The organism is Streptosporangium sp. NPDC002607, from assembly GCF_053592655.1.
In genome coordinates this window covers 21,038-47,960 of sequence record NZ_JBSFWD010000060.1, presented here as the reverse complement: position 1 = coordinate 47,960, position 26,923 = coordinate 21,038, and the positions used below count along the sequence as shown (strand labels likewise).

The following is a 26,923-nucleotide window of genomic DNA, read 5'->3' as shown; positions in this document are numbered from 1 at the left end:
GGGATGGCCACCCCCTTGGGGCGGCCGGTCGAGCCCGAGGTGTAGATGACGTACGCCTGGTCGCCGCCTCGGGCCCGTCCTGGTCCGATCTCACCGGTAGCGACCGCGTCGCGGCACGCTCATGGCCACAGGTTGTCGCGATCCACCGAGGAAGGCCGGCCGGCCGGTTCCAGCTCGACCGTGGCTGTCCGCACAGCGGCGGGACGAGCAGGGGGAATTCCTTTGAGCGCTACTTGTCGTGAGCGCGGCGGATGAACCACGACACCAAAAGCCTGCGTAAGGAGCTTGCAGCGGTCCGCCCGGCGATCTCGGGATAAACGGCGCGCGATTGTGGATCAAGCCCGGAGCTGGCGGGTGATGGAGGGGTCGGTGATGGCGGTGTCGTTCGCCAGCAGGAAAGCCTTGCTGAGGATGAGCGCCAACCGGCCGTCCTCCTCGAATGGCAGGAACAGTCCGGGGTGGGGGTCGCGTGCGGAGACGATGCACAGGTAGGCGTCGTTGGGTTCCATCAGGATGTTCGCCGACCCCAGGTGGATCTTGTAGGTGCGTAGATCGCCTCGAACCACCAGGAAGCGGTCGGTCATGACGCACCGGTCCGCGATAGTCGTACGCCCGATCAACCGGGACAGCGCGTCGCGCCGGACCTGGGCGCTCTCGGCCAGGTCGCCGAAGCTGTAGGACTGCCAGTAGTCCCCGTGGCCGTTGGGGTCCAGGCCGGTGGAGGTGACGCCGACGGCCAGGTCGGCGTCTCGCAGTGCCTCCGACAGGATGAGCGGAGGAACCTCGGCCAGCGGGACCGGCGAGATGCCGGCGAGGAAACGGATGTCGCCGCTGACGCAGATGGAGACGGTGGTGCCGTAGCCGTCGCGTTCGTAGGAGTGCTCGTCCAGGTGGAAGTCCCAGGTGGCGGTCAGGCCGCCGGGCAGCTTTTTGGCGGTGGTGCACTCGCCGGACCCTCCGGCCGCGTCCCAGTGGCCCAGCGACATGCCGGTCCAGCCGCGATCGGTGAGCAGTGCCTTGGCCTGGCCGTACCGGAGCAGGTGGTTGGAGAACCGGCGTGAGTGGTCGCGCGTCTCCTCTTCGGCGGGGGTGAGCAGGTAGACCTCGCGGAAGGCCTGCTTGTACGGCTGGCGCAGCTCCTTGCCCTGCACCACCTCCCGCCAGGCCCGCACCTCCTCCACGGACGCGCGGGCCGGATGCCACAGCCGCACCGGCACGTCCGGCACGGTCAACCCCAGCTCGGCGCGCCACACACCGGGCGAGACCTCGAACTCCCAGATCAGCCGATCGGTGACCGGGTGACCCTCCAACTGCCGATACGGCGGAGCCGCCTCACCGGCGCATCCGGCTTCCAGCGCCCTGCTCAGGGTGGCCTGCTGCTGCGCGGTCTGCTTGGCCAGCTCGCGCAGCCGCTTGACCTCCTCGGGGTGCTCCCGTTTGACCGCCGCCGGGACCGCCTTCAGCTTCTTGTCCCCGTGCCACCACGACAGCTCGACCTTGCCGTCGGTTGAGATCACCGCCGTGTGCTCGCCGATGGCCTGCCGCACCCGCCCATCGGGTATCCGGAACGCCACCTCCAGCCGGTTGGCCAGGGCGGCCTCGATGCGCTTGAACATGCGGTCCAGCTGCTTGGGCACCCCGGCGTGCCGGGTGGCCTGGCGGGCGGCGCGCAGCGCGGAGATCGCCTCGGGCGTCGGGTGCTCCTGCACCGCGCGGGCGATCTCGAACAGCAGTCCCTGGGAGGGCAGGGTCTTGGCCTGGGTGGGCGCCACCGCGATCCCGCGCAGCAGCCTGTCCAGCAACTCGGGCAGCCAGGGCTCGTCCCGGAAGAGCGCCAGTCGTACGGCCCGGCCGAGGATCTCCTTCTCGCCGTCCTCGAACGCCTTCTCCGCCCGGTAGGGAATCTCGCCGGCGTGGATCGCCGCGACGCGGGCCTCGGCCGCCTCCAACGCCGTCCGGGCGAAGTCCAGGTAGCCGGGTTGGCCGCTGAGCCATTCGATCACGCCGGGCAGCGGGGCGGCATGGTCTGACCGTTCCCGCATCGCCTCGGCGAGCAGCGCCCGCCGCTCCACGTCCCAGCCGAGTAGCACTTCCATCTCGGCGACCGCGATCGGCCCGCGCTCCTCGGTGAGCCGGGCGCCCACTTCGGCGCCCATGCCCGCCAGCCCCGCCGCCACCAGCACGGAGAAGGGTTCGTACGGCCGTTTTCCGTCCGGCATCAGGAATCCGACCAGCTCGCGGGCCGCCACGGCCAGCCGCTGCTCGTCGACCACGTACCGTGCCGATATCGAACTGCCATCGCCGGCCCGGACCGACGCGCCCAGCCCGGTGCTCAGCTGGGAGACGTCAGGCCAGTATGTGGGGTCATTCGCGGTCCCGTTGATCAGATTGAGCAGGCGCTGCGCGAGGGGGGAGAGGTGCATGCCGATAGTTCCTGTCAGAGGTGGATCTGGCGGGTGATGGATGGGTCGGTGATGGTGGCGCAATCTATAGCAGCAGCGAATGACAAAACGTCGGTGGCGGCGGGCATACTGCACTCCACTCCGGCCGCACCGCCTCAGATCTTCGCACTGCCCATCCGCCCCGAACCGTGGCCGACGTGCGCTTGGCTCATTGGATCGGGGGCGGCGTGCCGGGTGCGCCGGCTGCGGCGTTGGCGTAGCGGCGGGCCAGGTGCGCGAAGGCGTCCTTGAGCTCGGCCGGGCCGACGACCTCGATGTCGGCGTCGAACCTGCCGATGGTGGCGGCCAGGCCAGGCCATGACCACGAGCCCAGGACGAGCCGGCAGCGGTCCGGGCCGAGTTCCTCGACGACTCCGTCGCGGGTGTAGCGGGACACGGCAGCGGCGGGCAGGTCGAGGATCACCTCGCCGCGGCAGGGCCAGTTGCCAGAGCCGTCGGAGCCTCGGAACCTGCCGGCCACGAAGGCGGCCACCTCACCTCCGGGCAGCTCGCGCGGGGTGAAGCGGGGTCCTGTGGGGATGCGCGGGGTGATCCGATCGGCACGGAAGGTGCGCCAGTCCTCACGGTCGAGGTCCCAGGCGACGAGGTACCAGCGCCCGCCCCAGGTGACGAGGTGATGGGGCTGCACCCGGCGCGGCGGGGTCTGCACGCCGTTGTCGTCTATCCCCGGTGGGGATGCGGAGGTGTAGTCGAAGCGCAGCACCTCGCGGGCGTGGACGGCGGCGCTGAGTGCCGCGAGCACGCTGCTGTCGACCTGTGGGGCCGGTTGGATCGCGGGCCGCTCGACGGCGGTGACCTGGAAGGTGTCGATCCGACGGCGCAGCCGTGCGGGCATGACCTGCCGGACGGTGTTCAGCGCACGCGCCGCGGCTTCCTCGATGCCGGCACCAGTGGTGGTGGCGATCTGGAGTGCGATGGCCAGAGCGACGGCCTGCTCATCGTCGAACAGCAACGGGGGCAACTCCGTGCCGGCGTCGAGCCGGTACCCACCGTCGGGCCCCTTGAAGGCCACTATGGGATAGCCGAGCTCGCGCAGGCGGTCGACATCACGGCGCACGGTGCGCGGGCTGATGTCCAGCCGCTCGGCCAGCAGCGCCCCCGGCCAGTCCCGGCGCGTCTGGAGCAACGAGAGCAACGACAGTAGTCGCGCTGAAGTCTTCGGCATGATCCCCATATTGCCCGGAGAAGCGGACACTCCCTGGCCGCTTCGCCTGTGACTGTTGTCGCGTGCCAGTCAACGACAACAACCCGAAGGACCCGAACGCCGTGACCGCCACCACCACGCCCCCCTCAACCCTCGACGCCGAGCGGGGCGACCTGCTCGCCGCGCTCGCGACCGCGCGATCCGCCCTGACCAACACCGTCCGCGGGCTCAGCGACGAGCAACTCGGCGAGCGCCCGACGGTCAGCGCGCTGTGCCTGGGCGGGCTGATCAAGCACGTCGCGTCCATCGAGGAAGGGTGGATGCGCTTCGTGGTCGAGGGTCCGTCGGCGATGCGCCACGACCTGCCCGACGGTGTCACCTGGGCCGACCTCGCGGCCGGTACCGCGCGCGAGGTCCCGCAGTGGGCGATCGACCACCAGAACGACTTCCGGATGCTGCCCGGCGAGACGTCGGCCGGGATCCTCGCGCGTTACGAGCAGGTCGCCGCCCGCAGCGAGGAGATCGTCGCCGCCGTCCCCGACCTGTCGGCGACGCACCCGATGCCGGAGGCACCCTGGAACGAGCCGGGAGCGGTGCGCAGCATGCGCCGGGTGCTGATGCACCTCATCGCCGAGACCGCCCAGCACGCCGGGCACGCCGACATCCTGCGCGAGACGCTCGACGGGCAGAGATCAACCTGATCGGTGACGGGGCCCCGCCGGATCGGGCATCGTCCTGACCGGTGTCATCCACCGGACCCAGTGGACCCCGGGCCGGGATTCACCACCCACTCGGGTCCTGCCTGAAATCGAAGGGAACGGCGTCACCGTGAAGATGCGCGAGCCGGGGCGGACCGGTATTCAGGTCAGCCCCTACCACCTGGGCACCATGATGTTCGGCCGGGTGGCCGACATCGACCAGACCGACCTGGTGCGCAGCGGCAAGATATGCATGATCGGCTTCTTTGACGCCCCGGTCTCGGAGATCGTCGAGGCACGGTGGGTCGCCGACCGGCGCAATCTGCAGCGCTTCCGCACCGGGCAGTCCCCGTACTCGATCGTCAACCGCGGCATCGAGTGCGAGGTCCTGCCCACCTGTGAGCGCTATGGCAGGCCCATCGCCGGTGTGGAGTCCGCCGGCGATGGGCCTGCTCACCGGCCGCTACCGCAAAGGTCGGCCCGAGGCGCGGAACGCGCGGATGAACCGGGTGCCCCGGCACCTGACCGACGAGCGCGCTGCGGCATGAGCCGATGACCGTTCTCGACACCCGGGCGCTCAACCGCGCGACGCTCGCCCGACAGTTGCTGCTCGATCACGCAGACGTGCCGGTCCTCGACGCCGTCGCGCACCTGTGCGGCCTGCAGGCGCAGGAACCGCAGGAACCGTTCGTCGGGCTCTGGGCGCGGCTGCGCGCGTTCGACCCGGCGGTGCTCTCGGATCTGCTGATCCGGCGGAGCGTGGTGCGGACCCACCTCATGCGCCGCACCGTCCACCTCCTCGCCGCCGGCGACGCCCTGGCCTGGCGGGCCCGCCACGACATCATGCTGCGCCAACGGGTACTCGGGAACTACCGCCGCGAGCTCGCCGGGGTAAACCTCGACGAGCTCGCGGCGGCAGGCCGGGCGGTGATGGCCGACGACGAACCCCGTTCGATGACCGAGCTCGCGCGGGCGCTGGCTGAGCGCTGGCCGGCGCCGGGACCGCGGGCGCTGGGCGAAATGCTGATCGCCGCCCTCGTCCCGGTGGCGCAGCTGCCGCCGCGCGGGGTGTGGCGCACGAGGGCGGGAGTGCGCAACGTCCTGCTCTCCTCCTGGCTGGGGCGCGAGATCGACCCGCCGGCCCCGAAGGGCTCCGATCCGGTCGGCGAAGCGCTGGTACGGCGCTATCTAGCCGCGTTCGGCCCCGCCGCCGCGGCCGACCTGCGCGCCTGGTGCGGCCTCGCCGGACTGCCGGCCGCGGTGGCCGCGATACGCGAGGAGCTGGTCACCTTCCGCGACGAGCGAGGCCGGGAGCTGCTGGACCTCCCCGACGCGCCGCGCCCCGACCCCGACACACCCGCCCCGGTGCGATTCCTGCCGGCGTTCGACAACGCGCTCCTCGGTTACCACGACCGCAGCCGGATCATCGACAACGCCCACCGCGGCCTGTCGGTCGCCGGCGCTCGCGTTGTCCTGGTCGACGGCCGGGTCGCCGCGACCTGGAGCGTCAAGGTCGGCACCGTGATCGTCACCCCGCTGCGCCGCTTCTCCCGAGCCGACCGCACCACCGTAGCCGAGCAGGGGCGGGCGCTGGCGTCGTTCCTCTCCGACAACGACAGCCAGCGCGTACAGATCGCCGCGTCTCCCCGCTGAGCGACACACCCGCGAGTTGCCTCCCCTGAGCACGGGTTCGGGTGGCGCGCTCCGGTTCACGCTGCCGAAGGGCCTGCACGGTCAGGCGCCTGTCCACGGCGGTAGGGGACCCACGCCGCCCCGCGCCTCAAGGTTCTCGTCGATCCCGGACCTGATCTGCCCCGGCCACGCCGACAGCGGCGGCGACGGCACCAAACGGCGATCAGGCCGGGCGCTCACCTCAGGCCGGCTCTGACCAGGGCGGATGCTCGACCACGGCCCCTGAATGCGGCGGATGAACCACGACGCCGAAAGTCGGCGATGTCCCGGTAGAGCACATCCGGACATCGCCGACCGCTCTGTGGCTTACAGCCGGTCGAGAAGCTCCTGCATCTGCTCGATCTCAGCCTGCTGGGCGCTCTCGATGGTTCTGGCGAGTTCCTTGGCCTTGGGATCGGCCCCGTCGCTCTGCTCGGTCTTGGCCATCGTGATCGCCCCCTTGTGATGGGCGATCATGAGTTCCGCGAACATCCGGTCGAACCGGGCGCCCTTTGCCTTCTGGAGCTTGACCATGTCCTCCTCGGTCATCATGCCGGGCATGACATGCCCGCCGTGACCCTCCTCCGGGGCGGGAGCCTTCCAGAGGGACAACCAGTCGGTCATGGTGGCGATCTCCGGTCCCTGCGCGGCCTCGATCTTCGCCGCCAATTCCTTCACCTCCGGGTCGGAGGCGCGCGTCTCGGCCAGCTTGGCCATCTCCACGGCCTGCTCGTGATGCGGGATCATCATCTGTGCGAAGGCGACGTCAACGTCGTTGAAGGAGGCTTCCGACTTCTGGCTCGCGGTGGTGGCGGGAGCGTGAGCACTGCTGGTCGTGCCGGTGTGGACGGTCATCGCGTCGTCCCCGCCTCCGCAGGCGGTGAGCAGCGCGAGGGCGCCGGCTCCCGCTGTGGCGGTCAGTGCGAACCTGCGAAGGGCGGAATGGTCGGCGAACATTTCCATGGTCTCTTTTCGGTCGGTCGTATCTGCATGTCGATCGTCGGCGGCCGGATTTTCGATGCCGTCCGCGGTGGAGATCGGCCTATAGCCGCAAAACCGAGAGACACGCCAGGCGTAGGGCCGTCCTGCGCGGGGGCGGGCGGGCGACGAGCGGCATCGGCGAGGCATCGGCCGTTCGGGCCTGCGAGATTCGCCGCGTCCACATGGACGCCATACCGATGAGGAGAAGGAGGAAGGAGGTGAGTACGGCCAGGCAGACGGAGCTCGGATCAGGGGTGAGGGGAGTGTCATCAAGCCTTGAGATCAGTTGCCCGGCCTGGGGCATCAGAGCGGGAAGGAGCATGGAGCGCGCCTCCGGCACTCCGTGCTCAGCGGTAGAGGCATGCTCGAAGGCGGCAGGCGTACCGCCGTGTCCCCGCTGATGGTCCAGATGCCCCAGCGTGTGCATCCCGGCGACGCCCAAAACCAGAGCGATCAGAAGAAGCCGGTGCGACATCCGCAACGCGAACCGGCGAGTTGAGCCGCCCATCGTCTTCCCCTCGCAGTCACGGTCTGGCCGGCCTTTCCGGGCATCCTACTATCTATGATAGTAGGATGATCCGGCGTAGGCATGCGGCAGGACGCCCTTACGGGGGGCGAACAACGGAGAGGTATGCGCATGCCCCGCATGCCCATGACGGGATCCGACACCGACGTCCGGCCTCGCCGTGCGCGCCGCCATGTACCCCGGGCGACGCCGACGTACCCTCGGGGAAGCCTGACCGGGACTCCGGCGGTGGAACCAGTGGGCCATTCCCTCCGATTGAAGATCTCTCGGATCCGGGCATGGTGTTGCCAAGGAGAACGACGTGATGTGCGGCCCGGAAGCGCCGCCGTGAGCCGAGCCTGCCGCTCGTCGGGCCTGGATACCGACGGTGCCCTTCACCCGGGATCGCGTTTCGCGGGGGAATTCACGATTGGCGATAGGAGGGGTTCGATCTCGGCGCCCTCCGAGATGAAGGAGAAAGGCCCATGACAGATCACATGGACACCCGGCACGGCGCCGGCAAGGAGCGCAGCACTGCGGTCCTCGATGTCAGCGGACTGCGGTGGGCCACGGAGCAGAACGTCGTCGCGGCCCGGCTCGGCCGCCGTCCGGGAGTGCTGGAGGTGGAGGTCAACCCGGTCGCCCAGACGGCGACCGTGGTGTTCGACCCGACCCGCACCTGTCTGGCCGAGCTGCGCACCTGGGTGATCGAATGCGGCTACCACTGCGCCGGTCAGTCAGTGCCCTCTCACATCTGTGATCCGATGACCGAGCCGGACCCGCCACCCTTCGACCACAAAGATCACCCTCCTACCTCCCACGGCACCACCACAGCGAAACAGCACGCACCCGGTCGCGACACCCGTGTGGACGACACAGCGCGGGCCGGGGCCGCCGGGCACGTGGATCATGGTGGGGTTGCGAGCGTGGCCGCTCCGCACGAGATGATGGGTCACGGCGGGATGTCGATGGCCGCGATGGTCGCCGACATGCGCAACCGGTTCCTGGTGGCGCTGCTGTTCTCCATTCCGATCGTGGTGTGGTCGCCGATCGGCACCGAAGTGCTCGGCCTGAACCTGCCGGTCCCGTTCGGGCTGCGCCAGGACGTGTGGGCGCTGCTGCTCAGCCTGCCGGTGATCTTCTACTCGTGCTGGATCTTCTTCACCGGGGCGGTGCGGGCGCTGCGCGCCGGCACCCTGGACATGATGGTGCTGGTCGCGGTGGCGGTCGGCGCGGGCTGGCTGTACTCGGTGATCGTTACCCTCACCGGCGGTGGTGAGGTGTTCTACGAGGCCGCCACCGTGCTGGCCGCCTTCGTGCTGCTGGGGCACTGGTTCGAGATGCGCGCCCGCGGCGGTGCCAACGACGCCGTCCGCGCCCTGCTCGACCTGGCCCCGCCCAAGGCGGTCGTCGTCCGCGACGGCGAACCGGTCGAGGTGCCCACCGCCGAGGTTCTCGAAGGCGACCTGCTGCTGGTCCGCCCCGGGGCGAAGATTCCGGTCGACGGGGTGGTCGAGGACGGCGAGAGCGAGGTGGACGAGTCCATGGTCACCGGCGAGAGCCTGCCGGTGCACAAGCAGCCGGGCTCCACGGTCATCGGCGCGACCATCAACCGCAACGGCACGCTGCGGATGCGCGCCACCAGGGTGGGCGCGGACACCGCCCTGGCGCAGATCGTCAAACTGGTGCAGCAGGCCCAGAACTCCAAGGCTCCTGGGCAACGGCTGGCCGACCGGGCGGCCTTCTGGCTGGTGCTGATGGCGCTGATCGGCGGTGCGCTGACCTTCGCCGCCTGGTTCCTGCTGGCCGGCCGGCCGTTCGGTGTGGCGATCCTGTTCGCCATCACCGTCGTGGTCATCACCTGCCCCGACGCGCTCGGCCTGGCCACCCCTACGGCGATCATGGTGGGTACGGGGCTCGGTGCCAAGCGGGGCGTGCTGTTCAAGAACGCGATCGCGCTGGAGACCTCCGCCCGCATCCAGGTGGTGGTGATGGACAAGACCGGCACCCTGACCAAGGGCGAACCAGAGGTCACCGACGTCATCACCGAGGGAATCGCCGCCGACGAGCTGCTGCGGTTGGTGGCCGCGGTGGAGCGGGAGTCCGAGCACCCGCTGGCCGAGGCGATCGTCGGCCACGCCGACGCGCGCGGCCTGGAGGCGTTGCGGGCCGGGCGGTTCGAGAACGTGCCCGGGCACGGTGCCGTCGCCGAGGTGGCCGGGCACCGGGTGGCGGTGGGTAACCGGCGCCTGCTGGAGCGCGAGGGCGTGGATCTCGGCAAGCTGGCGGCTCACCGGGAGCAGGTGGCCGCCGGCGGCCGTACCGCGGTCATGGTCGCGGTCGACGGCACGGCCGCCGCGGTGATCGGCATCGCCGACGCCCCCAGGGAGACTTCGGCGGCGGCGGTGGCCGCCCTGCACGAGCTCGGCGTCGAGGTGGTCATGCTCACCGGCGACAACACCGCCACCGCCGAGCGAATCGCACGGCAACTGGGGATCGACACCGTGATCGCCGAGGTGCTGCCCGGCGACAAGGCGGCCAAGGTGACCGAGCTACAGGCCGGTGGCCGTAAGGTCGCCATGGTCGGTGACGGTGTCAACGACGCCCCCGCGCTGGCCCAGGCCGACCTGGGTATCGCCATCGGTGCCGGCACCGACGTCGCCATCGAGACCGCCGACGTCGTGCTCATGCGCTCCGACCCCCTCGACGTGCCCGCCGCGCTGCTCATCGGCCGGGGCACGCTGCGTAAGATGCGGCAGAACCTCGGGTGGGCGATCGGCTACAACGCGATCGCCCTGCCCATCGCCGCGGGCGTGTTCGAGCCCGCCTTCGGCCTGATGCTGCGCCCCGAGATCGCCGCGCTGTCCATGTCCGGTTCCAGCGTCATCGTCGCCGTCAACGCCCTCGCCCTCAAGCGGCTGCGGCTGCCCTCACCCTCGGGCACGCGCCAGGGCGCGGAAGAACCTCAGACGGCCGAGCACATGTAGTGACCCCATCTGGGCCTGGCCGGTCGTCGGGCACGGGTGAAGGCCGAAGGCGCGCCGTGGTCAGGTTCGGGAGTCCGCCGTCGAGACGCGGGAGGACGATTGTGATCAGCGGGTCAGCGTGAGAAGCGGCCGAGCAGCAGCGCCAGGCGCCGCTCGTGGCCCTCGTGCCGGAGCCTGCCGCCACGCATGAGCGTCATCAGTCCGTGCAGGCCTCCCCAGAGGGTCTCGGTGAGCAGGCCCAGGTCGTCCTCCCCGGCCAGTGGTCGTATGGCCTCGCGTAGCTCGTCGAAGGCCGCGTGCAGGGCGGCCGGTGCTTCGGGGCTGGCGAACGGCAGGTCGACGGCATGCGTGAACATCGCGTCGTACAACGCGGGTCGCTGCTCGGCGAACGCGGCGTACGCGGCGCCGACGTCGGCGAGGGCCCGGCGAGGGTCGGTCGCCGACGTACGGGCCGCGCGCAGCTCGATGGCCAGGTCGGCGAAGCCTTCCACCGCGACCGCCGCCATGATGGCGTCCTTGCCCTTGAAGTGGCTGTAGAGCACCGGCTGGCTGTACTCGACCCGTTCGGCGAGGCGACGGGTCGTCACCGCCTCCCAGCCCTCGGCCTCGACCAGTTCCCGGGCCGCTGCGATGATCAACCGCTCCCGCTCTGCCCGCTCACGCTCCCGGCGCGTTTGAATCGACATGAGATGATTCTAGCATCACTAGCACTCCTATCAACGCTATGCTAGCGTCGATCGTGTTCCTAGCGCTGATAGCAGTCGGAGAAGATCATGCTTGCCCCCCTCGCCTATGGCCTGGCCGTCGTACTCAACCTCTTCGTCATCTTCATCGGTGTCCGGTTCCTCCTGGCGCCCCGGGCCGCGGCCGCCGGCTATGGCGTCCCCGCCAAGCACGACGGCGACGCCGCCTACCTGACCATCAAGGGACTGCGCGACGCCGGCTACGGCATCCTCGGCCTAGCCCTGCTCGCCTTCGCCGGTGCCCACGCCGAGGCCTGGTACATGCTGGTTGTCGCCCTCCTCCCGCTCGGTGACACCGTCATCGTCCTGCGCCACGGCGGTACCAAGGCCGCCGCCTTCGGTATCCACTTCGCCACCGCCGTGGTGGTGCTCATCAACGCCGCCTTGCTCTTCGCTCTCTGAAGATCAGAAACTGTCTTCGAACGGAAACGCTCGCCCCAGGCAAGGAGTCACACAGATGTCGCTGATCACGCCGGACTTCGACGAGTCCGTGATCGTCCGCTCCGCCAAGGCCGAAGTGATCGGCCAGGCCCCGACCACCATCCGGCTACTGGCCGACAGCAGCTCCACCGGTGGCGCGCTGTCCACCCAGCGGGTGACCCTGACCGACGGCGCCGACGGCGCCAAGCCGCACCACCACTCCAACTCGGCCGAGCTGTTCTACATGCTGGACGGCACCGCCCAACTGCTGTCCGGCGAGCAGGTCGTGACCGCCCAGCGCGGTGATCTGGTCATCGTGCCGCCCGGTGTCGCACACGCCTTCGCCGCCGCACCGGGACAGGACGCCGACATCCTCATCGTCATCACCCCCGGCGTCGAACGGTTCGAATACTTCCGCCATCTGGAGCGCATCGCCTACGGGAAGGTGCCGCCCGAAAGCCTGCTGGAGGTCCAGGAGCTCTACGACACCTACTTCCTCAACAGCACGACCTGGAACCAGGCCAGAGCCTGAAACCGCCGGTGAGCAACTGACGAGCTCAGGAAACGAGGGGCGACACGTCTTGGAACCGGCTTGCCGGTCACTGGGGGAGCCGGGGCACGCGTCTCCACCGCTGCGAACTTCTTCGAACGGGTCGCTGATGATGGGACCGGCCTCGCGAAGGCGGTTTCCGGCGTACTGGTGCTCATCGCGGTGAGCGGCATAGGCGGGCAGGACGTCGGCCTGCTCCATGGCGAGGATGCTGTGGGGGAACCCTCGAATCCAAGTGTCGAAAGAAGATCGGCGGTTGTGTCGATCCACGACATTCCCGTTCGACCTAGAAGTGAGAGGGTTCGAGAGAGGGGCCCGGACAACCCAGGGAGACAGAACAATGAAGTACATGCTGATTATGCGCGCCACCGACGAGGGCTTCGCGGGGATGGCGGACATCGACTTCGGCAAGATGCTCGAGACCATCGGCAGGTACAACGACGAGATGATCCGGGCCGGTGTGCTGGTCGCCGCGGAGGGACTCGACGACGCCGCCGAAGGAGTGGTCGTCGACTACTCCGCCGAGCCGCCCGTGGTCACCGACGGCCCGTACGGCGAGACCAAGGAGCTGTTCGGCGGGTTCTACATCCTCAATGTGGCGTCGAAGGAGGAGGCCGTCGAGTGGGCCAAGCGGTCACCGATGACCGGCCCGGGCTTCAAGACCGAGATCCGCCGGGTCACCACGATCGACGAGTTCCCACAGGACAACGAGTGGATCCAGAAGGAGCGGGCGTGGCGCGAAGCCACCGGTCAGCTCTGAGCGGATCGACAGGAGATGGCCGATCCCACCGGCCGTGAGGCCGTTGCCGCCGTCTGGCGGATCGAGTCCGCACGGATCGTCGGTGCGCTCGCGCGGTACACCGGCGACTTCGCGCTGGCCGAGGACCTCGCCCAGGAGGCGCTGGCCGAGGCACTCGTGACCTGGCCACGCGACGGCGTACCCCGCAACCCCGCGGGGTGGTTGCTCACCGTCGGCCGGCGCCGCGCGATCGACGCGTTCCGCCGGCGCGCCGCTCTTGACGAGAGGTACGCCGCCCTCGCCCACAACCTGAGCGAGGGTGATGCCGTCTCGGGGAGCGCGCCCGCCGATTCGGCCCGGGACGCCGAGGACGTGCTGTGGGATCCGGACCAGATCGATGACGACGTGCTCGCGTTGATGTTCATCTCCTGCCACCCCGTGCTGTCGCGGGAGGCGAGGGTAGCGCTCGCCCTGCGGGTGGTCGGCGGCCTGACGAGCGACGAGATCGCCAAGGCGTTTCTCGTTCCGGCCGCCACCGTGCAGGCCCGGATCACTCGGGCGAAGAAGACCCTCGGGGCGGCCCGGGTGCCGTTTAAGGTGCCGTCGGCCGAGGAGCGGACCGAGCGGCTCGGCTCGGTGCTCAGCGTGGTCTACCTGATCTTCACCGAAGGGTCCTCGGCCAGCTCCGGTGACGATCTGATCCGACTCGACCTCGCGAGCGAGGCACAGCGCCTCGCTCGGGTGCTGAGCCGCCTGGTGCCGGACGAGTCCGAGGTCCACGGCCTGCTGGCGCTGCTCGAGCTGACCGCGGCGCGCTTCCCCTCCCGCACCGGGCCGGACGGCGAGCCGGTGCTGCTGGAGCACCAGGACCGCCGCCGCTGGGACCGCGCCGCGATCCGCCGGGGGCGAGCCGCCCTGGCCCGCGCGGAGCGGGTCGGCCGGGGCCTGGGCGCCTACGGCTTGCAGGCGGCGATCGCCGAATGCCATGCCGTCGCTCCGTCGGTCGACGCGACGAACTGGGAGCGCATCGTGCTCATCTACGAGGCGCTTGGCCGGCTCGCGCCGTCACCGGTGGTCGACCTCAACCGGGCGGTGGCGGTCTCTATGGCCCAGGGACCGGCTGCAGCGCTGGCGATCGTGGACGAGCTGGTGGCCGCCGAGACGCTGTCGAACTCGCACCTGCTGCCGAGCGTTCGCGGGGAACTGCTCATCCGCCTGGGCCGCACCGGCGAGGCGCGCACCGAACTGGAGCTCGCCGTACGGCTGTGCGGCAACGAGCGCGAGCGGGCGGTGCTGGAGCGTAAACTCGCCGACCTCGGCTGACCGGCCCGGAAGCCCTTGGCACGGTCGCGAAACAGGCGGTGGAAGGCGTCGTGATGGCTCGCGGGGGGAAGCCTTCCAGACTGACCCACCGCGGCCGGCCGCGCGCTCGGGCGCCTGGCCGACCCCCTGCGGCCCCGGTGGACGAACCCGTTACCGTACCTGGTGGGGGCTGACTCCCGCTACGGTCAGGCCGAGTAGTCGGCCTGCCTCGGCGGCGGGATCCGGGTGGTGTTCCGTGGCCAGGGCGATGCCCTGGCGCATCAGGGTCGCGCAAAGGGTGCATGCCCCGGCCGGGATGTTGACGACTGCCGGCACCGGCCGGCTCCTCGGCCGGGCCCAACCTCCCGCCGGGGGTGTCGGGCTGTGATTTGATCTTGGCCGGCATCTCGGCTGGACCCGGATCCGAGCCGGTTTACTCCCCGGCAGGGCCGATCGGCGTCGCGGGCTTGCGGGGCAGGCGGGCACGTACCCAGTCGAAGATCGACGGGCCGCCCGCGAAGCACCACAGCGCCACAACCGGGTCGCAGACGGCGCAGCCGAAGGAGGAATGCTCGGCGAAGGGGAGGATGGGGTTCCCCTTGAGGTGGTGCAGGACGTCCCAGGCGGTGTGGAGCAGCCAGCCGATGCCGATCCAGGTCCAGCTCCTGAGCCCTCGGTAGGCGACATAGGTCATGACGACCGGCAGGACGAACTCCCAGTACCCGAGTCCGCCCCCGCTGAGGTAGGCGGCGCCCGCACCGCCGACCAGCACGGCGTTGACCTGGCGTCGATGCGGCTCGGGGATCAGGGATATGAGGGAAACGCAGATCAGCCCGATGACGATCGGCATGACGATGGACATGGGGTGTGGCAATCCGTTCTGAGGTAGGGGTGCTTCAGTTGACGCGGACCTGCCTGGTCCGCTCCGCCGCCTTGTCGAGGCGCCGCAGGGCCGGCAGTCCGCCGATCCCCGGCAGCCAGGTCAGGGCGGCGGCCATAGGGGCGAAACCGTCATACAGAACGACCTGTGCATGCATCAGCACTGCTCCTTCTTCGCCTGCGCGGATCTCGCAGCGCAAGGCTAGACCGGCCGTCCTCGGCTCCCCATGGGCTGAATCGACAATTTCCAACGGGTTCTCGCCATCCGGCCCCAGCTGTGAAGATGACCGCGTCAGAGGCTTCACCTGGCTGTTTGTGGTTGGCGGGTTCTCGCTTACGGTGTCCTCATGCACACGGTGGCGGTCCTGGCTCTGGACCATGTGGTGGCGGCCGACATGGCGACGCCGATCGAGGTGTTCGGACGTGCCCGGCTGGCGGACGGGCGCCGGCCGTACCGGGTCCTGGTCTGTGCCGCGACGCCGCAGGTGGCCGGCGACGCCTTCACGCTCATCGCCCCGCACGGCCTGGAGGCGCTGCGGGAGGCGGACACGATCGTCGTGCCGGGATGCTCCGAGCAGGCCACCCCGCCCGCTCGGGAGGTGCTCGACGCCATGCGCGCGGCCGCGGCCGCCGGCACCCGGATCGCCTCCATCTGCGCGGGGGCGTTCACCCTTGCCGCGGCTGGGCTGCTGGACGGACTGAGCGCGACCACGCACTGGGTGGCGGCTCGTCGGCTGGCCCAGATGTTCCCGCGGGTGGATGTGCAACCGGATGTTCTGTACGTTGACAACGGCCAGATCCTGACCTCGGCCGGGGCCGCCGCCGGCCTGGATCTGTGCCTGCACATCATCCGGCGGGATTTCGGCTCGGCGGTCGCCGCGGACTCGGCCCGGCTGTCGGTGATGCCCTTGGAACGGGAGGGCGGGCAGGCGCAGTTCATCATTCACGCCCAGCCGCCGGTTCCCCAGGGTTCGCTGCTGGAGCCGGTGCTGTCGTGGATCGAGGACAACCTCGCCCAGGAGGTGACGTTGGCGGAGATGTCCATGCGCAGCGGGATGAGCGAGAGGACCTTCAGCCGCCGCTTCCGCGAGCAGACGGGCACCACCCCGCTGCAGTGGCTGCTGCGAGCACGCGTACGGCGTGCGCAGTTCCTGCTGGAGACCACCGGCCACGGCGTCGAACGCATCGCCGCGCAGGCCGGTTTCGGCTCGGCCACCGCGTTCCGGGAGCGGTTCAAGCGCGTCGTCGGCGTCACGCCGCGGTCCTACCGCTCCTCTTTCCGGACGAACGCCTCCTGAGCTTCCGCCTCTGCGCCATAACCGGTGCAGGCGCCTGGTGTACGAGCAGGCCGGCGTGAGATGCCACGGCGAGGTCCTCACCGTGGCGCCTCACTGTCAGCGCAGGCGGGACTCGATGGCCTCGATGATCCGTGGACGCAGTTCCGCGGCGCGGATGACGGCGTCGACGGAGCCGACCTCGACCGCGCGCTGGATGTTGTGCACGCGGTCGAACTCCGCGGCCACCTCGCCGAGCTTCTCCGCACGGACCGACGAGCGGAACTCGTCGAGCTCCGCGGTCAGCGCGGCGCGGTCGGCGCCGGAGGCGGCCGTGACGCGGGCCTCCAGGTCCCGCACGCGCGGGTCGGCCGCGGTGCGGGCGTTGACGTCGCCGGAGAACACCACCGCGGCGGCGGGGGCGCCGCCGAGCACCGAGGCGAACGAGCCCTCCAGCGCGAGCACGGTCATGTTCGGGTTCAGCGCCTTCGAGAACACCACGAACGCGCCGCCGTGGTACCGCGAGATCACGCAGAACACGATGGGCCCGCGGAAGTTCACGATCGCGCGGCCGATCTCGGCGCCGTACTCCAGTTGCAGTTTCCGCATCGACTCCGGCGAGCCGTCGAAGCCCGACAGGTTCGCCAGCACCACCAGCGGCCGGTTGCCGCTGGCCGCGTTGATCGCCCGCGCGGCCTTCTTCGACGACTGCGGGAACAGTGTGCCCGCGGTGTAGGTGTCCGGGCCGTCGGTGGGCGGGAAGCCGCGCCGGGGCACCGCCCGTGACTCGATGCCGAGCAGGCACACCGGCATGCCGCCGAGATGCACGTCCTGCACCGCTGCGGTCTCCGCGTCGGCCATGCCCGCCCAGCGTTCCAGCACCGGGTGGTCCTGGTCGGAGAGCGCCCGCATCACGGTCCGGATGTCGAACGGCTTCTTGCGGTCCGGGTTGGCCTCGGCGGAGAAGATCTCGCCAACGGTGGTGAAGTCGCTGTCGACCAGGACATGCGGGAAGTCGGAGATGTCGCGGTCGACGGGGTCGGTCGTCTTCGCCCGCCGCGGCGCCTCCTCGCCGGGGGCGATGTACGTGTGGTCGTAGTGCGACATCAGCATGTCCCGCGCGGCGGCCAGGTTCGGCGCCCAGTAGTGCGCCTGCCCGTTCGGGCCCATCACCCGGTCGTAGCCGCCGATGCCGAAGTTGTCCTCGGCCGACACGCCACCGGAGAAGTCGAGCGACTGCTTGCCGGTGAGCACCATCGCCGAGTCCGGCGTCATCACCAGGATGCCCTTGGTGTGCATGAGCATCGTCGCCTCGGCGTTCCAGTACGGCTGCGCGCCGACGTTGATGCCCGCGACCACGATGTTGATCTCGCCGTCGTTCTGGGTGAACTCGACGATCCGCTTGAGCGCCGCGGCCACCCAGTCCATGTTCTCCGTGCCCGACTCCATGGAGATCCGGGCGCCGGCGGACAGCGCGTACCACTCCAGCGGCACCCGCATCCGCTCGGCCAGGTCCAGCGCGGCGACCACGCGGCGGCACTCCGGCTCCGACAGCGCGCCGAGCGACTTGGTCGGGTCGCCGAGCAGCACGACCCTGGTGAGGCCCTGCGGGTGCCGCCGGGTCGGCGTGCTGACCACGCCCGCGACGATCGCCGCGGTGTTGCGCCCCTTCGGCCGGTCGACCGGCACCAGCGCGTGGTCGTCACCGAGGTCGTGCTCGACGAAGTCGCCGAGCAGGCCGGTCAGCTCGTACGGGTACACCGTGTTGCGGCTGCTCGCGCGCAGCACCTTCTGCCGGTAGTCGTCGAGCGGCTCGACCAGCTCGTCCGACGGCTCGCCGATGGTCAGCTCGGTGCCGCCGGTGGCGTCGAAGGAGATGCGCACGGCGGTCTTGGCCAGCTCGCCGGTCTTCCGGTCGCGCTGCCGCGCGATGAACAGGATCTCCTCCAGCCCGGCGCCCGCGGTCGTCGGCAGCACGCGTCCGACGATCATCTCCAGCTCCGCGCGGGTGAGGTCGCTCGGCGGCCAGATGTAGACCACGATCCGGTTGGTGTTGAAGCGTTTCTTCGACGGTCGCCGCGACTGCGCGCGGCGGATCGAGTCGAGGCAGGTGGCGATGGTGTCCTCGGCCGTCGGCAGCGCGACCAGCCTGCCGTCGTGCTCGCGCAGCTCGGTCAGGTCACGTACCTGTGCGAACGCGACGAGGCGGTCGTCCGACGGGTTCTCCCGCGCCACGCACTGGAAGAGGTAGACCTCCTCGTCCGACGACGACAGCCGGGTGAGGTCGAACTTGCTCAGCCGCTCCAGCTGCATCCGCTGCGCGATGTACGGGTGCAGGCCGCGGATCAGCCGCTCCTCGGCCATCCCGGTGGTCGACGGGCGGAACGTGAAGTGGTGGTGCATCACCGCGCCGCCGCTGCCCGCGACGGTGGTGGTGAGTCTGCGGACCTGGTCCGGCAGCGGGTGCGCGCTGACGACCTTGTGTAGCGCGACCGCCATCGTCTCGGAGTCCTCCGGCTGATTCTCCCAGGCGAGATAGATGTCGGCGTCGATGGCGTCCTCGTCGCCCGCCAGCTCCGCGAGCCCGCGCAGCGCGTTGCCCAGCGCCTCGAAGCTCACCGCGGAGGAGACCACGCACGAGCCCGCGCGCTCGGCGACCACGAACGTGCAGCCCGCGACCTCGCTGGTGCGGACGCCGGTGAGACCCTTGTTGCCGTAGTACCGCCGGGTCAGCACTTCCAGCATGATCGCGTTGTCCAGGTCGTCGCGGACAAGCCGCTGGCCGAGCAGCCGCACCAGCGGCTCGGTGCTGCGCACCATCTCGGCGATGCGCTCGGCGCGGTCCGGCGCGTCCGGGTGCGTGTCCAGGTGGCGCAGGTGCTTGCGGACGTCGGCGTAGACGCGGGCGCGGTTGCGGCGCAGCAGCGGCTGGGCGAACCAGGCGAACACCACGCCGCGCGCGAGGTCGGAGACCGCGGGGAAGCGGACCTGTGTCGCGGAGACCAGCCGCTCCAGCGCGAGACCGGCGGGCTCGCGCAGCGTCTCGTCCGGCGGCGGCTCGCGCAGCCACGCGCGCAGCAGCGTCGCGACGACCGTGGCGTCGGCGGACACGCGTTGCTGGGCGAGGAAGATCCGGAACACCGCGGCTTCGAGCTCGGGGGAGCGCTCCAGCTCGGTGACACCGTAGTGCCCGAGCGCCTTGGCGAGCTTGGCCTGGAACGCCTCCGGCAGCCTGGCCCGCTCGACGTCGAGGCTCTGCAGGTAGGTGTGGAAGTACTCGCGGGCGCTGTACACGTGGCCGTCACCGCCGCCGTCCTCGCCCGCCGGCCGGTTGCGGCTCAGCTCGGCGAGGTCGGCGAACACGTCGATGAGTTCGAGCTCCTCGGCCAGCGGCCGGTGGCCGTTCTCGGTGGCCGCCCGGCGCGCGGCGAGGTAGTCGTCGAGCACCCGGCGTTCGTCGTGCGGGTCGACGTCGAAGCCCAGCAGCAGGCTGCGCAGGTCCTCCTGGCCGCGCGTGGTGCGCTCCCACACCGGAATCTTCCCGGGCGTGGCGGGCAGGTCCAGCTCGACGGACTCGGTGGCCGAGGTGTCCTCGGCTGCGGTGTCGTCGTCGGCGAGCGGCTCCAGCCACAGTAGCGGTGCACCGGTCTCCACCTGGCTGCCCACGGACACGACGCATTCCTTCAGCCGCGCCTTGAACGGCGCCCGCAGCACCGTCTCCATCTTCATGCTCTCCAGCACCAGCACCGGCGCGCCCGCCTCGACCTCGGCGCCGACCTTCAGCGGCGTGGCGACGACCAGCGCGGGCGCGGGCGAGCGGACGACGCCGCCCTCGTCGCGGCTGACCCGGTGCGTCACGCCCTCCACCTCGACCAGGTGGATCGGCCCGTGCGTGTCGGTGAGCAGGCGGTACCGGGTGCCGTTGACGACGATCCGCCCGGTGTGCCGGTCGAAGCGGTCGAGCTCGACGTCGGCGGTGCGGACGTCGCCACCTGCTTCGACGCCGACGCGGAACCGATGCGCACCGACCCGCGCGACGCGCACGCGGTAGCCGACGCCACGAAGTTTGAGGTCCAGTGGCCGGCCGCTCTCGTGCTGCACCTGCGGGCGTCCGCCGAACGCCGTCGACAGCAGCCGCTGCCGCTCGACGCGTTCCTCCTCCTCGTACGCCTCGATGGCGGCGGCCGCCAGCGCGATGGCGGAGTGTCGGTGCGAGACGAGCCTGCCCTCGCCGCGGACGCGGTCGATCCAGCCGGTGTCCGCGCTGGCGTCGATCACCTCGGGCTGGTCGAGCAGGTCGAGCACGAAGCTCTTGTTCGTCGCGCCGCCCTCGATGATCACCGTGGTCTGCGCCATCGCCCGGCGCAGCCTGCCGAGCGCCTCGTCGCGGTCGCGGCCGTAGGCGATGATCTTCGCGATCATCGAGTCGAAGTCGGCGGGGATGGTGTCGCCCTCGCTGACGCCGGTGTCCACGCGGATGCCCGGCCCGGCGGGCAGGTCCAGCCGCGCGATGCGGCCCGGGGAGGGCGCGAAGTCGCGGTCGGGGTCTTCGGCGTTCAGCCGGGCCTCGATGGCGTGCCCGCGCTCCACCGGCGGCTCGCCTTCGAGCCTGCCGCCGGATGCCACCCGCAGTTGCGCCTTGACCAGGTCGAACCCGGTGGTGGACTCGGTGATCGGATGCTCGACCTGCAGGCGGGTGTTGACCTCGAGGAACGCGAACATCTTGTCGCCGGGGTGGTAGAGGAACTCGACGGTCGCCGCGCCGCGGTAACCGACCGCGACGGCCAGCCGTTCGGCCGACGCCTTGAGCTCGGCTGTCTGCACAGGGCTGAGCACCGGCGATGCCGACTCCTCGATGACCTTCTGGTTGCGCCGCTGCACCGAGCAGTCGCGGACGCCGAGCGCCCACGCGGTGCCCTCGCCGTCAGCGATCACCTGGACCTCGACGTGCCGGGCACCGGTGACCAGGCGTTCCAGGAACACGATGCCGCTGCCGAACGCCCGCGCGGCCTCCTGGCTGGTGCGCTCGTAGGCGTCGGCGAGCTCGGCCTCGTTCGTGATCACGCGGATGCCGCGCCCGCCGCCGCCCGCGGTCGCCTTCAGCATCAGCGGGTAGCCGATCTCGGCCGCCGCCGCCAGGGCGGCGTCCAGGGTCTCGACCGCACCGCGACTCCACGGTGCGACCGGCACGCCGACCTCCTCGGCGATCAGCTTCGCGCCGATCTTGTCGCCGAGCTTGCGCATGGCCTCGGCGCTCGGTCCGACGAAGGTGACTCCAACCTTCTCGCACAGCTCCGCGAACGCCGGGTCCTCTGCGACGAAGCCCCAGCCCACCCATGCGGCGTCGGCCCCGGTCTCCACCAACGCACGCTCCAGCACCTTCAGGTCGAGGTACGGGCGCGCGGACGCGGGACCGAGATCGTAGGACAGGTCCGCTTCGCGGACGAAGGTGGCCGTGCGGTCGACGTCGGTGTGCAGGGCGACGGTCTCGACCCGTGTCCCGCTCTCCGCGGCGATGTCCCGTACGGCGTGGATGAGCCGCATAGCGGCCTCACCACGATTGACGATGGCGACACGACTGAACACCCGACCGAGCCTTCCTGTAGACCAACGATGTGCGCGCCGTGACACGGCGGCCCCCCGGCAGTGTTCACCTTTCCGTCTACCAGCTGGTAATGCCATGTCGCAGACAGCGCACGCTACACGGCTCCAGTTGTAGAAACCGATCAAAAGCCGTGGGCCGCCCGAGCCTGACCGGGCATGCGCGAGCGGAGTGGCGGCACGCTTCGCCGCACTTCGACTGTGACACGAAACAGGACCGGTACATGCCGGCCGGGGTCGCTGGGGACGCGGCTGAGCAGTGAGTCGTTTTCCGCCACCAGCTCGGATCCGTCTTCTCCCAGGCTCACCCGCTCAGTGGACTCATCTGCTATGCCCTTTGTCGGTGGTGGGCTCACCTTTCTTGTGCGGCAAGGCGGGAGAAAGTGCATTTTCGCGGTTTCGACAGACACCAAGTCTACCCAAAATTGTGACAAAACCCCCTGTAGTCTCTCGCCGTGACCACAGAGATCGCCGCCAAGCTGGGTGGACGTTCGTGGACGGCTCTGATCGTGCTCGGCTTCGCCGGGCAGGTGGCATGGACCGTCGAGAACATGTACCTGAACGTGTTCCTCTACGACACCGTCAGCGACGACCCCGGCGCCATCGCCACCATGGTCGCCGCCAGCGCGGCGACCGCGACGGTGGCCACCCTGCTGGTCGGCGCGCTCTCCGACCGGGCGGGACGCCGCCGCTCCTTCATCGCCGCCGGATACGTGCTGTGGGGGCTGGCCACGGCGGCCTTCGGCTTCGTCACCGTCGACGCGGTCGCGGCCGTCGCCCCGGCGGCCGGAGCCGTCACGGCCACGGTGGTCGCGGTCATCGCGCTGGACTGCGTGATGTCGTTCCTCGGCGCCGGGGCGAACGACGCGGCCTTCCAGGCGTGGGTGACCGACGTGACCCGCCCGGCGAACCGGGGCCGGGTGGAGTCGGTGCTGGCGATCATGCCGCTGGTGTCGATGCTGGCCGTCTTCGGCGGGTTCGACTCGCTGACCCGCGCGGGGGAGTGGCGGCTGTTCTTCGTGCTCATCGGGGCGATCATCGTCGTGGTCGGAGCCGTCTCCTGGGTGCTCGTGCGCGACCGCCCGGACCCGGTACGCCAGGAGGGCGCCTACCTGGCCTCACTCGTGCACGGGCTGCGGCCGAGCGCGGTACGGGCCAACCCCGTCCTCTACCTGGCCCTGGCCGCGTGGACGATCTGGGGGATCTCCACCCAGGTCTTCCTGCCCTACCTGATCATCTACCTGCAGCGATACCTGAACATCGAGGGGTACGCGATCGTCCTGGCCGTGGTGCTGACCGGCTCCTCGGCGGTCAGCGTCGCCTGCGGGCCGCTCATCGACCGGGTGGGCAAGGTGCGCTTCCTGCCGCCCGCGATCGCCGTGTACGGCACGGGTCTGCTGCTGATGTCCGTCGCGACCGGGATGATCCCGGTGATCGCCGCCGGGCTCGTCATGATGTCCGGGTTCATGCTGGTGCTCGCGCCCATCGCGGCGATCGTCCGCGACCACTCGCCGCCGGACCGCGCCGGTCACGTCCAGGGACTGCGGATGGTCTTCGCGATTCTCATCCCCATGATCGTGGGTCCCTTCCTGGGCGCCGCCGTGATCAAGGGGGCCGACGCCTACTACGAGGAGCTCGGGGTGCTCAAACAAGTCCCCTCACCGGCCATCTTCCTGGCCGCCACGGTCGTGGTGGCGTTCATGGCCGTGCCGGTGCGGGCGCTGCGCCGCAGGGGGACCGCATGACCCTGCTGACCCGCTGGGGCGCGGCCCTCGACCCCGAGGCCGTGCTGCCGGAGTACCCCAGGCCGCAGCTCGTCCGCGACAGCTACCTCAACCTCAACGGCCGCTGGCGGTACGCCGTCTCCCCGGTCGAGCCCGAGGCCCTCGACGGCTACGACGGCTACGACGGCGACATCGTCGTGCCGTTCTCCCCCGAGGCTCCGCTGTCCGGCGTCGGGCGGCAACTCCTGCCAGGGCAGACGCTGTGGTACCGGCGCGCGCTCACCCTGCCCGACGGGTTCGCCGTCCCGGGCGGGCGGGTGCTGCTGCACTTCGGCGCGGTCGACCAGACCTGCCGGGTGCTGCTCAACGGGGTCGAGGTGGGCACGCACACCGGCGGCTACCTGCCGTTCGCCTGCGACATCACCGACACCCTGCGCGAGGGCCCTAACACGCTGGTCGTGGCCGTGCGGGACGACTCCGACACCGGGCACCACTCGCGCGGCAAGCAAAAGCTGCGCCGGGGCGGCATCTGGTACACCGCCCAGTCGGGCATCTGGCAGACCGTGTGGGCCGAGTGCGTGCCCGCCGTACACGTGGAGCGGCTCACGCTCGTCCCGCACCTGGACGCCTCGTGCGTCGAGGTGACGGTGCACGCCGCCTCGGGGCGGGCCGCCGTCGATATCCTCGCCGACGGCGAGGTGGTCGCGTCCGCCGAGGCGGACGCGGGCGTGCCGGTGCGGATCTCGATCCCGGACGTCCGCCCGTGGAGTCCCGAGGACCCGTATCTGTACGACGTGTCGGTGCGTCTCGGGGCCGACGGCGTACGCGGCTACGTCGGCATGCGCTCCTTCGGTGTCGGGCGCGACGCGGACGGCGTGCCCAGGCTGCTGCTCAACGGACGCCCCTACTTCCACGCCGGGGTCCTGGACCAGGGCTACTGGCCCGACGGCCTGTACACGCCGCCCTCCGACGAGGCCATGGTCCACGACATCGAGACCATGAAGCGGCTCGGCTTCAACATGCTGCGCAAGCACATCAAGATCGAGCCGATGCGCTGGTACCACCACTGCGACCGGCTCGGCATGCTCGTCTGGCAGGACATGGTGAACGGCGGCGGCCGCTATCACCCGCTGGTGATCACCGCGCCGGTGCTGACACCGCTGCGCCTCGACGACCGCCACCACCGGTGGTTCGGGCGCGGCGACGCCGAGGGCCGTGAGCGGTTCGCAGCCGAGCTGCGGGAGACCGTCGAGCTGCTGCGCAACGTGGTGGGCCTGGCCGTGTGGGTGCCGTTCAACGAGGGCTGGGGCCAGTTCGACGCGGCGGGCGCCGCCGGGGAGCTCGCCGCGCTCGACCCCACCCGGACGGTCGACCACGCGAGCGGGTGGCACGACCAGGGCGCGGGCGACCTGCGGAGCCTGCACGTGTACTTCCGCCGTTTCCGCCCGCCCGCCGGGCGCGACGGGCGGGCGCTGGTCCTGTCGGAGTACGGCGGCTACTCGCTGCGCGTCGAGGGCCACACCTTCAACGACCGCGAGTTCGGCTACCGCAGATGCCGTACGCCGGCGCAGCTCGGCGGCGCGTTCGCCCGGCTGCACTACCGGCAGATCGTGCCCGCCGTGCCGCGCGGCCTGAGCGCGACCGTCTACACCCAGCTCTCCGACGTCGAGGACGAGCTGAACGGCCTGCTCACCTACGACCGCGAGGTGCTCAAACTCCCCGCCGAACTGGTGCGGACCGTCAACGGGCGGCTCCGGCTGGGCTGAACCCCGCCGGCGCCGGACGGCCGTCCCGGCCGGTCCCATCGGGCGGGCGGCATGGCCGGGCCGGTCCTCACCAGCGCTGGCGGGCCTCCTCGGCCCAGCCGACCAGACCGTCGAGGTCGACCCATTCGCCCTCGTCGGTCCGGGTGCGGCCGGAGAAGTGGCCGAAGCACTGGTGGGTCTCGCTGCCCACCACGCCCAGCTCGGTGCGCGAGATCTTCTCGTGGAACGGGTGGAAGACCACCTCCACCCCGGGACCGGTCATCCGCCAGGGCCGCATCCAGTCGCGCCGGTCGTACACCCAGGCCAGCTCATCGCCGATCTTGTGCATCCGCCCGTCGACGAACAGCGCGTTCTCCGTCGAGCGGGTGCCGTCGGTCCACTTGCCGCCGAGCTGGATCGCCCGCCCCGGCGCGCTGCCCGCCGCCCAGTTCCAGGTGATCGAGTACGGCCAGCGGCCCCGTCCGTGGTCGAGCACCGCGAAGGAGGTCGCCTCGTCGAGGACGTGCCGGGTCCCCCCGACGGTCAGCGTGCCGCGCACCGGTCTGCCGACGTCCTTGACCGTGTACTGGAACCTCCGGGCGCTCCACGGGACGACCACGCCGAGCGACTCGTGCCCCTCCGGCAGCGGTACCTCCACGTCGAGCCGCACCCCGGGCACGGCGGCCCGCAGCGAGGTGCCCTCGGGGCGCTGGTCGATGTCGATGCGCAGGCCCGGGCCGCGTACCGACGCCCGGCCCGCGCCGCTGCGGTCCGGTAGCACCGCGCCGCGCGCCAGCGGCACGACCACGTCCTTGACGATCTCCGCGCCGGTCGCGCGGTCGAGCACGTAGACGCCGTGCACGCCCGCGTAGTCGAGCGACGAGGCCACCAGCCCGACGATGTGGCCGGGGGTGACGATGCCCCAGTACTCCCAGCGTTTGGTCCTGCCCCAGCCGCGCAGGTTCGCGCGGTGCAGCGGGCGCCTGCTCCAGCCGACCGCGTCGGGGTTGAGGCGTCCGTCGGGCAGGCACAGATCGACGGGGGCGGTGATCTCCCGCTCGTGGGTCGGCATAGCCAGAGGGTAGTGGCGCACGGCCGGAGCTCCCATCCCGGGGCGGGCGTACGCCGCTCCGGAGCGGGGGCGCGGGGCACGCGGCGCGCGGGCACCACCGGTGCGGCCTCCCCGTCGGACCGGCCGTGGCCGGTCGTCCGCCGAAGGGCCGCCGTGAGGCTCGGTGCACAACCGGGGTCGGCGGCGTTGCTGTCCCGGCGGACCTTGATCACGGGTTCCTCGGCGTAGGTCCTGATGGGGTGGATCTCTCGGGACGGCTGGGCGGCCTGGGCCAGCAGCCAGGCGGGGGAGTAGCCGCCGCCTCGGTGGGCGACAGGGGAGAGCTGTGGTCTGGGGAACCCCTCCTGGCCCGCATCGATGCCTACCCGATGCGGTGGTCGTGCAACGAGTACAAGCGGCTACGGAGCCGAAAGAAGGCCCGGCCCG

21 protein-coding genes are annotated in these 26,923 nt (G+C 70.6%); 11 read left to right on the top strand and 10 right to left on the bottom strand.

Annotation, left to right across the window (positions count from 1 at the left end; all coding sequences use genetic code 11):
- The 3 genes from ACWD3H_RS40565 to ACWD3H_RS40555 form a co-directional block, all read right to left on the bottom strand.
- Positions 1 to 89 (bottom strand): AMP-binding protein (locus tag ACWD3H_RS40565; protein ID WP_451958810.1); only part of this gene is annotated, 89 nt, incomplete at its 3' end.
- Positions 90 to 335: 246 nt separating this feature from the next.
- Positions 336 to 2,423: a DUF4132 domain-containing protein gene (locus ACWD3H_RS40560; RefSeq protein ID WP_451958809.1), complete on the bottom strand. Its 2,088-nt coding sequence runs from the start codon at positions 2,421 to 2,423 to the stop codon at positions 336 to 338.
- A 187-nt stretch (positions 2,424 to 2,610) separates the two neighbouring features.
- Positions 2,611 to 3,627, bottom strand: coding sequence for a helix-turn-helix transcriptional regulator (locus ACWD3H_RS40555; RefSeq protein ID WP_451958808.1), 1,017 nt, complete (start codon positions 3,625 to 3,627; stop codon positions 2,611 to 2,613).
- A gap of 62 nt (positions 3,628 to 3,689) precedes the next feature.
- Between ACWD3H_RS40555 and ACWD3H_RS40550 the strand changes: the two genes are divergently transcribed.
- The 3 genes from ACWD3H_RS40550 to ACWD3H_RS40540 all read left to right on the top strand — a co-directional run bounded on the left by ACWD3H_RS40550 (position 3,690) and on the right by ACWD3H_RS40540 (position 5,957).
- On the top strand, positions 3,690 to 4,307 hold the full coding sequence (locus ACWD3H_RS40550) for a DinB family protein (RefSeq protein WP_355562099.1): 618 nt from the start codon (positions 3,690 to 3,692) through the stop codon (positions 4,305 to 4,307).
- Between the two features lie 127 nt (positions 4,308 to 4,434).
- On the top strand, positions 4,435 to 4,860 hold the full coding sequence (locus ACWD3H_RS40545) for an aldo-keto reductase family protein (protein WP_355562102.1): 426 nt from the start codon (positions 4,435 to 4,437) through the stop codon (positions 4,858 to 4,860).
- Positions 4,857 to 5,957: a winged helix DNA-binding domain-containing protein gene (locus ACWD3H_RS40540; RefSeq protein WP_451958807.1), complete on the top strand. Its 1,101-nt coding sequence runs from the start codon at positions 4,857 to 4,859 to the stop codon at positions 5,955 to 5,957. Before ACWD3H_RS40545 ends, ACWD3H_RS40540 begins: the two co-directional genes overlap by 4 nt.
- 345 nt (positions 5,958 to 6,302) lie before the next feature.
- Here the strand turns inward: ACWD3H_RS40540 and ACWD3H_RS40535 are convergent, their stop codons facing one another.
- Positions 6,303 to 6,932: a DUF305 domain-containing protein gene (locus tag ACWD3H_RS40535; protein WP_451958806.1), complete on the bottom strand. Its 630-nt coding sequence runs from the start codon at positions 6,930 to 6,932 to the stop codon at positions 6,303 to 6,305.
- A 1,014-nt stretch (positions 6,933 to 7,946) separates the two neighbouring features.
- On the opposite strand from ACWD3H_RS40535, the gene ACWD3H_RS40530 reads away from it, so the two are divergent.
- Positions 7,947 to 10,448 (top strand): heavy metal translocating P-type ATPase, encoded by a 2,502-nt coding sequence (locus ACWD3H_RS40530; RefSeq protein WP_451958805.1) that lies wholly within the window; start codon positions 7,947 to 7,949, stop codon positions 10,446 to 10,448.
- A 113-nt stretch (positions 10,449 to 10,561) separates the two neighbouring features.
- Here ACWD3H_RS40530 and ACWD3H_RS40525 read toward each other — a convergent pair whose 3' ends face one another.
- Positions 10,562 to 11,134 (bottom strand): TetR/AcrR family transcriptional regulator, encoded by a 573-nt coding sequence (locus ACWD3H_RS40525; RefSeq protein WP_355562114.1) that lies wholly within the window; start codon positions 11,132 to 11,134, stop codon positions 10,562 to 10,564.
- Positions 11,135 to 11,221: 87 nt separating this feature from the next.
- Here ACWD3H_RS40525 and ACWD3H_RS40520 point away from each other — a divergent pair, with 87 nt between their 5' ends.
- The 4 genes from ACWD3H_RS40520 (at position 11,222) to ACWD3H_RS40505 (ending at position 14,223) form a co-directional block, all read left to right on the top strand.
- Positions 11,222 to 11,593, top strand: coding sequence for a DUF4267 domain-containing protein (locus ACWD3H_RS40520; protein ID WP_350926889.1), 372 nt, complete (start codon positions 11,222 to 11,224; stop codon positions 11,591 to 11,593).
- Between the two features lie 55 nt (positions 11,594 to 11,648).
- Positions 11,649 to 12,143 carry a cupin domain-containing protein gene (locus tag ACWD3H_RS40515; RefSeq protein WP_451958804.1) on the top strand — a complete coding sequence of 165 codons (495 nt, stop codon included), beginning with the start codon at positions 11,649 to 11,651 and terminating at the stop codon, positions 12,141 to 12,143.
- A 358-nt stretch (positions 12,144 to 12,501) separates the two neighbouring features.
- On the top strand, positions 12,502 to 12,921 hold the full coding sequence (locus ACWD3H_RS40510) for a YciI family protein (RefSeq protein ID WP_451958803.1): 420 nt from the start codon (positions 12,502 to 12,504) through the stop codon (positions 12,919 to 12,921).
- A gap of 15 nt (positions 12,922 to 12,936) precedes the next feature.
- On the top strand, positions 12,937 to 14,223 hold the full coding sequence (locus ACWD3H_RS40505) for an RNA polymerase sigma factor (protein ID WP_451958802.1): 1,287 nt from the start codon (positions 12,937 to 12,939) through the stop codon (positions 14,221 to 14,223).
- Between the two features lie 150 nt (positions 14,224 to 14,373).
- On the opposite strand, the gene ACWD3H_RS40500 is transcribed toward ACWD3H_RS40505, so the two are convergent.
- The 3 genes from ACWD3H_RS40500 to ACWD3H_RS40490 all read right to left on the bottom strand — a co-directional run bounded on the left by ACWD3H_RS40500 (position 14,374) and on the right by ACWD3H_RS40490 (position 15,239).
- The gene (locus tag ACWD3H_RS40500; protein ID WP_451958801.1) at positions 14,374 to 14,538 is read right to left on the bottom strand and encodes a hypothetical protein; all 165 of its coding nucleotides are present in this window, start codon (positions 14,536 to 14,538) and stop codon (positions 14,374 to 14,376) included.
- A gap of 97 nt (positions 14,539 to 14,635) precedes the next feature.
- Positions 14,636 to 15,064 (bottom strand): DUF6010 family protein, encoded by a 429-nt coding sequence (locus tag ACWD3H_RS40495; protein ID WP_355562143.1) that lies wholly within the window; start codon positions 15,062 to 15,064, stop codon positions 14,636 to 14,638.
- Between the two features lie 34 nt (positions 15,065 to 15,098).
- Positions 15,099 to 15,239, bottom strand: coding sequence for a hypothetical protein (locus ACWD3H_RS40490; RefSeq protein WP_451958800.1), 141 nt, complete (start codon positions 15,237 to 15,239; stop codon positions 15,099 to 15,101).
- Positions 15,240 to 15,428: 189 nt separating this feature from the next.
- On the opposite strand from ACWD3H_RS40490, the gene ACWD3H_RS40485 reads away from it, so the two are divergent.
- Complete coding sequence (locus ACWD3H_RS40485; protein ID WP_451958799.1) at positions 15,429 to 16,379, top strand: GlxA family transcriptional regulator; 951 nt, start codon at positions 15,429 to 15,431, stop codon at positions 16,377 to 16,379.
- Positions 16,380 to 16,475: 96 nt separating this feature from the next.
- Here the strand turns inward: ACWD3H_RS40485 and ACWD3H_RS40480 are convergent, their stop codons facing one another.
- Entirely contained in the window at positions 16,476 to 21,941 is a 5,466-nt protein-coding gene (locus tag ACWD3H_RS40480) for an ATP-binding protein (protein ID WP_451958798.1), read from the bottom strand.
- 470 nt (positions 21,942 to 22,411) lie between these two features.
- Here ACWD3H_RS40480 and ACWD3H_RS40475 point away from each other — a divergent pair, with 470 nt between their 5' ends.
- Both ACWD3H_RS40475 and ACWD3H_RS40470 read left to right on the top strand, forming a co-directional pair.
- On the top strand, positions 22,412 to 23,701 hold the full coding sequence (locus tag ACWD3H_RS40475; RefSeq protein WP_451958797.1) for an MFS transporter: 1,290 nt from the start codon (positions 22,412 to 22,414) through the stop codon (positions 23,699 to 23,701).
- Positions 23,698 to 25,446 carry a glycoside hydrolase family 2 protein gene (locus tag ACWD3H_RS40470; RefSeq protein WP_451958796.1) on the top strand — a complete coding sequence of 583 codons (1,749 nt, stop codon included), beginning with the start codon at positions 23,698 to 23,700 and terminating at the stop codon, positions 25,444 to 25,446. Before ACWD3H_RS40475 ends, ACWD3H_RS40470 begins: the two co-directional genes overlap by 4 nt.
- A 67-nt stretch (positions 25,447 to 25,513) precedes the next feature.
- Here the strand turns inward: ACWD3H_RS40470 and ACWD3H_RS40465 are convergent, their stop codons facing one another.
- Entirely contained in the window at positions 25,514 to 26,497 is a 984-nt protein-coding gene (locus ACWD3H_RS40465) for a DUF2804 domain-containing protein (protein ID WP_451958795.1), read from the bottom strand.
- Between the last annotated feature and the right edge of the window lie 426 nt (positions 26,498 to 26,923).

What these genes read in the sequence shown, in the direction of transcription:
- ACWD3H_RS40560 (WP_451958809.1), bottom strand. Translation starts at nt 2,423, where the DNA reads ATGCACCTCTCCCCCCTCGCGCAGCGCCTGCTCAATCTGATCAACGGG.
- ACWD3H_RS40555 (WP_451958808.1), bottom strand. Translation starts at nt 3,627, where the DNA reads ATGCCGAAGACTTCAGCGCGACTACTGTCGTTGCTCTCGTTGCTCCAG.
- ACWD3H_RS40540 (WP_451958807.1), top strand. Translation starts at nt 4,857, where the DNA reads ATGACCGTTCTCGACACCCGGGCGCTCAACCGCGCGACGCTCGCCCGA.
- ACWD3H_RS40535 (WP_451958806.1), bottom strand. Translation starts at nt 6,932, where the DNA reads ATGTTCGCCGACCATTCCGCCCTTCGCAGGTTCGCACTGACCGCCACA.
- ACWD3H_RS40530 (WP_451958805.1), top strand. Translation starts at nt 7,947, where the DNA reads ATGACAGATCACATGGACACCCGGCACGGCGCCGGCAAGGAGCGCAGC.
- ACWD3H_RS40525 (WP_355562114.1), bottom strand. Translation starts at nt 11,134, where the DNA reads ATGTCGATTCAAACGCGCCGGGAGCGTGAGCGGGCAGAGCGGGAGCGG.
- ACWD3H_RS40520 (WP_350926889.1), top strand. Translation starts at nt 11,222, where the DNA reads ATGCTTGCCCCCCTCGCCTATGGCCTGGCCGTCGTACTCAACCTCTTC.
- ACWD3H_RS40515 (WP_451958804.1), top strand. Translation starts at nt 11,649, where the DNA reads ATGTCGCTGATCACGCCGGACTTCGACGAGTCCGTGATCGTCCGCTCC.
- ACWD3H_RS40510 (WP_451958803.1), top strand. Translation starts at nt 12,502, where the DNA reads ATGAAGTACATGCTGATTATGCGCGCCACCGACGAGGGCTTCGCGGGG.
- ACWD3H_RS40505 (WP_451958802.1), top strand. Translation starts at nt 12,937, where the DNA reads ATGGCCGATCCCACCGGCCGTGAGGCCGTTGCCGCCGTCTGGCGGATC.
- ACWD3H_RS40495 (WP_355562143.1), bottom strand. Translation starts at nt 15,064, where the DNA reads ATGTCCATCGTCATGCCGATCGTCATCGGGCTGATCTGCGTTTCCCTC.
- ACWD3H_RS40490 (WP_451958800.1), bottom strand. Translation starts at nt 15,239, where the DNA reads ATGCATGCACAGGTCGTTCTGTATGACGGTTTCGCCCCTATGGCCGCC.
- ACWD3H_RS40485 (WP_451958799.1), top strand. Translation starts at nt 15,429, where the DNA reads ATGCACACGGTGGCGGTCCTGGCTCTGGACCATGTGGTGGCGGCCGAC.
- ACWD3H_RS40470 (WP_451958796.1), top strand. Translation starts at nt 23,698, where the DNA reads ATGACCCTGCTGACCCGCTGGGGCGCGGCCCTCGACCCCGAGGCCGTG.
- ACWD3H_RS40465 (WP_451958795.1), bottom strand. Translation starts at nt 26,497, where the DNA reads ATGCCGACCCACGAGCGGGAGATCACCGCCCCCGTCGATCTGTGCCTG.